Source organism: Pantoea sp. SIMBA_079, assembly GCF_046940275.1.
GTDB lineage: Bacteria > Pseudomonadota > Gammaproteobacteria > Enterobacterales > Enterobacteriaceae > Pantoea > Pantoea borealis.
The window spans coordinates 1-237 of record NZ_JAWRYR010000901.1; the positions used below are offsets into that span (position 1 = coordinate 1).

Consider the following 237-nt stretch of genomic DNA (forward strand, 5'->3'; position numbering starts at 1 on the left):
TCGAACGCGTCGAGGACGACCACTACACGCGCGTCATCGGCACGGCCGATGCGCCGGGCTGGCTACGGGTCGGCGCGTGGCCGGCCGCGCGCGGCGAACCCCCGCCGCATGCGCTGCGCCTCGAGCTGCACGGCTGCCCGCCATCGCGCCTGCAGGACACCGTGCAGCGCGTGCGCCGGATGTTCGATCTCGACGCCGATCCCGACACCATCGCCGCGCATCTGGCGCAGGATGCGC

General features: G+C 74.3%; 1 protein-coding gene. It reads left to right on the plus strand.

Annotated features, from left to right (window positions below; all coding sequences use genetic code 11):
* On the plus strand, window positions 1-237 hold a 237-nt coding region (locus tag SB719_RS22550; RefSeq protein WP_412160091.1), incomplete at both ends, for an AlkA N-terminal domain-containing protein.